Here is a 4734-nt window from a genome sequence, read left to right as displayed (position 1 = left end):
GCACACGAGGCCATCCGCACACAGTGCAAGGCACAGATCGAGCTGGCCGAGGCTGTGGGACGCGCCAAGCGCGAATACTGCCACGAGGTCAACGACGAAGAGCTGCGCAAGGATGTCCACGACAAATGCTACGCCAAAGCCTACGCCATAGCACAGGCCGGCAGCGCCGACAAACACTGGCGTCAGGACAGCTTCGACGCTATCTGCAAGGAATACATCGAATCGCTCCCCGAAGAGGAGCGCGACGAGAAGACACCCCTCGTGAAGCGCTACTACCACGACGTGGAGCGCGAGGCCGTGCGCCGCTGCATACTCGACGAGGGCGTGCGTCTCGACGGACGAAAGACCACCGATATCCGACCCATCTGGTGTGAGGTCGACTACATCCCCGGCCCTCACGGATCAGCCGTGTTCACACGTGGTGAGACACAGTCGCTCTCCACTGTCACACTCGGCACCAAGCTCGACGAGAAGATCATCGACGACGTGCTCAACCAGGGTCACGAGCGTTTCCTCCTCCACTACAACTTCCCTCCCTTCTCAACAGGCGAGGCCAAGCCGCAGCGCGGCGTCGGACGCCGCGAGATCGGCCACGGCAATCTCGCCCACCGCGCGCTCAAGCGCATGTTCCCCGAAGGATTCCCCTACTGCTGCCGTATCGTCAGCGACATCCTTGAGAGTAACGGATCTTCATCCATGGCTACTGTCTGCGCAGGCACACTCGCTCTGCTCGACGCCGGCGTGAAGATGAAAAAGCCCGTCAGCGGCATCGCGATGGGTCTTATCACCGACACCGACAGCCCCAAATACGCGATCCTCTCCGACATACTCGGCGACGAGGATCACCTCGGCGACATGGACTTCAAGGTGACCGGCACACGCGACGGCATCACTGCCACACAGATGGACATCAAGTGCGACGGACTCTCCTATGAGATACTTGAACGCGCACTCAACCAGGCCCGCAACGGACGTCTGCACATACTCGACATCATCGAGCAGACCATACCGCAGCCCCGCGAGGACTACAAGCCCCACGTGCCCCGCATCGTCACCATGCTCATCCCCAAGGAGCTTATCGGCGCTGTCATCGGCCCGGGCGGAAAGGTCATCCAGGGCATTCAGGAAGCCAGCGGCGCCACAGTCAGCATCGACGAGATCGACGAGGGCGGCTACATCGAGGTCGCTGCGGCCAACAAGGCGTCGATCGACAAGGCGCTCGATATGATCAACGCCATCGTAGAGCTTCCCGAAGAGGGCAAGACCTACACCGGCAAAGTACGCTCCATACTCGAATTCGGCGCGTTTGTGGAATTCATGCCCAACCGCGACGGACTGCTCCATATCTCCGAAATCTCGTGGAACCGCCTCGAGAACATGGAGTCGTCGGGACTCAAGGAGGGCGACACCGTCGAAGTGAAGCTCATAGAGATCGACAAGAAGACCGGAAAGTATCGCCTCTCGATGCGTGCCCTTCAGCCAAAACCCGAAGGATACGTAGAGCGCGAGCGCGCTCCCCGTGGCGACCGTCCCCGCCGTGAAGGCGGCGATCGTCCCCGTCGCGAAGGTGGCGACCGCGGACCGCGTGGACCGCGCCGTTGATACGATCCCTCCAATCAGCGCTGACTCCGGAAGCGGGGAAGCCTGAACGACAGAAATAAAGCAGCCGGGCAGTCATCATGACTGCCCGGCTGTGTTTGTGTCGGTCTGCGTCGCCGTGGCGGATCAGTATCCGGTATAGCTGTGGGGCGACAGACGCCTCAGCTCCTGCTTCACTTCGTCGCTGACGGCAAGTGTGTCGATAAAGGCCGCGATGCTCTCGGCAGTCACCTGCGCGTTGGTGCGGGTGAGCTGCTTGAGGGTTTCGTAAGGATGGGGATAGCCCTCGCGGCGGAGTATCGTCTGGATACCCTCGGCCACTACCGACCACATCGAGTCGAGATCGCGGTCGATCGCGCTCTGGTTGAGGATGAGCTTCGACAGTCCCTTGAGAGTGCTCTCTACGGCTATGACGGTGTGGGCCATAGGCACGCCGACATTGCGCAGCACCGTAGAGTCGGTCAGGTCGCGCTGCAGACGCGATATCGGAAGCTTCGTCGACAGATGTCCGAAAATGGCGTCAGCTATGCCCAGATTGCCCTCGGAATTCTCGAAGTCGATCGGATTCACCTTGTGGGGCATTGCCGACGAGCCTACCTCGCCCTCTTTGATGCGCTGCTTGAAATACTCCATCGAGATATACTGCCAGATGTCGCGGTCGAGGTCGATGATGATCGTGTTGATGCGGCGCATGGCGTCAAACAAGGCTGCCAGATTGTCGTAGTTGGAGATCTGGGTGGTCAGCTGTTCGCGCTCTATGCCGAGATGTCCGCTGAGAAATTTGGCGGCGAACGCCTGCCAGTCAATTGCAGGGAAAGCTGTCAGATGGGCGTTGAAGTTGCCGGTGGCGCCGCCGAACTTGCCGCTTATCGCCACTGACTTGAGCGAAGCTATCTGAGTGCGCAGACGGTAGGCGAATACCCCCATCTCCTTGCCCAGACGTGTGGGCGAGGCGGGCTGGCCGTGGGTCTTGGCGAGCATCGGTATCTCGGCCCATTCCGAAGCCATGCGGTCGAGCTCGCTCTGCAGACGCTCCATCAGGGGGAGATATACGTCGTTGAGAGCCTCGCGTATCGACATCGGGACAGCCGTGTTGTTGATGTCCTGCGATGTCAGGCCGAAATGTATGAACTCCTTGTAGGCCTCGAGTCCGAGAGCGTCGAAGCGCTGCTTGAGGAAATACTCCACGGCTTTCACGTCGTGGTTGGTGGTGCGCTCTATCTCCTTCACCGCCGCGGCGTCGGCCTCGGTGAAGCCGGTATAGATGGCGCGCAGGGCTGTGAATGCCGAGTGGTCCACTCCCGCCAGCTGGGGCAGAGGTATCTCACACAGTGCAATGAAATACTCCACTTCCACCCTCACGCGGTAGCGTATGAGAGCGAATTCGGAGAAGTAGTCGGCGAGAGGCTCGCATTTGGAGCGGTAGCGTCCGTCGATCGGAGAGATCGCTGTAAGTGTGTCGAGTTGCATATTGATGATGGTGTGAAAAATGTATATGTCAGTAGATGCCTGTTGTGCCCGAGGCTATGCGCATTATCGCCGAAGTGTCGCTGACTATGTGGTCGGCGTGGTGTCTCTCCAGTTCTTCGCGCGAACGGAAGCCCCAGGTCACACCGCATGATTCGACGCAGGCACGGAAAGCGGTGTCCATGTCCACTCCCGAGTCGCCCACATACAGCACCTCGGCCTTGGGAGTGGGATGACCCGAAAGGATCTCGAACACTATCGAGGGATCAGGCTTTGTGGGCATTCCTTCGCGATGACCCTCCACGGCCACCCACGGCACGTCCGGGAAAAAAGTGGCCACAAGCTTCGACGTAGCCTCTTGGTATTTGTTCGATGCCACGGCCACGCTTATCCCTTCGGCCGTCAGCTCGGCCAGAAGTTGCTCTATGCCGGGATAGGGATGAGTGGTGTCGGTGCAGTGTTCGCCGTAGTATTCCGTGAAGTGGCGGTGCATGGCCTCTATTGTGGCCTCGCTGCGGTCCTCTTCGGGCAGGGCGCGCTCTATCAGCTTGGTTATTCCGTTGCCGACGAGCATCGGATATACGCCCAGCGGATGGGTCTTGAAGCCCATAGCCTGCAGCGCATGGTTGGTGGCATTGGCCAGATCGCCTATGGTGTCGAGCAGAGTGCCGTCGAGATCAAATATCACAAGTCGTTTCATAATTGCATGTGTGTCGTTGATAAACTTTTAGAACGGATAGCCCACCGAGAAGTGGAACGTCGCGTCGCGTCCCCAGCGTGGATGGATTATTGGCCAGTGTTCGCGGTCGGCTGCAGGGTCGTGGGCTTTCATGCCCAGGTCGAAGCGGAGAAGGAAATAGCTGAAATCCATGCGCAGTCCCACTCCGTAGCTTGCGGCGATCTGTTTCCAGAACGTCGAGAAGTGAAACATGCCTCCGCGCTGGTTCTCGTAGTTGTGGATGGTCCATATATTGCCGGCGTCGGCAAACAGTGCGCCCTCAAACACCCAGAACAGTTTCATCCTGTACTCTACGTTGAGCAGCAGCGATATGTCACCACACTGGTTGATGAAGTCGGTGACGGAGTTGCGCGAGTCGTAGCTTCCCGGGCCGAGAGTCCTGACGCCCCAGCCTCTGACGCCGTTGGCGCCGCCGGCGTAAAACCGCTTCTCGAACGGGAGCACCCGCGAGTTGCCGTAGGGCACTCCTATGCCGGCGCCTACGTGGAACGCCACGCTGTGGCGGTAGGCGAAGTTGCGGGCTATCGAATAGTCCACTTCGGCCTTGGCATACTGCGAATACTGTATGCCGAACAGACGGTACACGCCGTTGTGTTTCTTCTCGTGGGTGAGCGACGACAGGGCGTAGAGCAGATTGCCCGCCACCTCGCCAGAGGCCCGAAGCGAATATACCGTGGGCTGCACGGGCTGACGGCGCGAGGTGGCCGAAGCTATGCGGCGGTTGGTACGGTAGAATGTGTAGCCCGACCGCATTATGAAGTGGTCTTCGTAGCTGTAGCGCAGCAGCGGGTTGGACGGGGCTATCTGGTTGATGAAGTCGATGGTGCTTTCGGGCAGATACACGTAGTTGACATCGACCAGATCGAAGGTGCGCCGCTCGCGTCCGGCGCGGGCGCTCCATTTGTACTTCCATGCCGCACCGGCTATGA

General features: G+C 59.5%; 4 protein-coding genes. 1 reads left to right on the top strand and 3 read right to left on the bottom strand.

Annotation, left to right across the window (positions count from 1 at the left end):
- Window positions 1-1602 (top strand): polyribonucleotide nucleotidyltransferase (gene pnp / locus C5O24_RS10845; RefSeq protein WP_107681817.1); only part of this gene is annotated, 1602 nt, incomplete at its 5' end.
- 123 nt (window positions 1603-1725) lie between these two features.
- On the opposite strand, the gene purB is transcribed toward pnp, so the two are convergent.
- The 3 genes from purB to C5O24_RS10830 form a co-directional block, all read right to left on the bottom strand.
- Window positions 1726-3069 (bottom strand): adenylosuccinate lyase, encoded by a 1344-nt coding sequence (gene purB / locus C5O24_RS10840; RefSeq protein ID WP_107035887.1) that lies wholly within the window; start codon window positions 3067-3069, stop codon window positions 1726-1728.
- Window positions 3070-3097: 28 nt separating this feature from the next.
- Entirely contained in the window at window positions 3098-3766 is a 669-nt protein-coding gene (locus tag C5O24_RS10835; RefSeq protein WP_107035888.1) for an HAD family hydrolase, read from the bottom strand.
- Between the two features lie 27 nt (window positions 3767-3793).
- A partial coding sequence (locus tag C5O24_RS10830; protein ID WP_153061370.1) for a BamA/TamA family outer membrane protein occupies window positions 3794-4734 on the bottom strand: 941 nt, incomplete at its 5' end.

It is taken from the genome of Paramuribaculum intestinale (assembly GCF_003024925.1).
Classification (GTDB): domain Bacteria; phylum Bacteroidota; class Bacteroidia; order Bacteroidales; family Muribaculaceae; genus Paramuribaculum; species Paramuribaculum intestinale.
The sequence above is the reverse complement of the archived record's forward strand: the minus strand, read 5'-3'. Positions and strand labels throughout refer to the sequence as shown.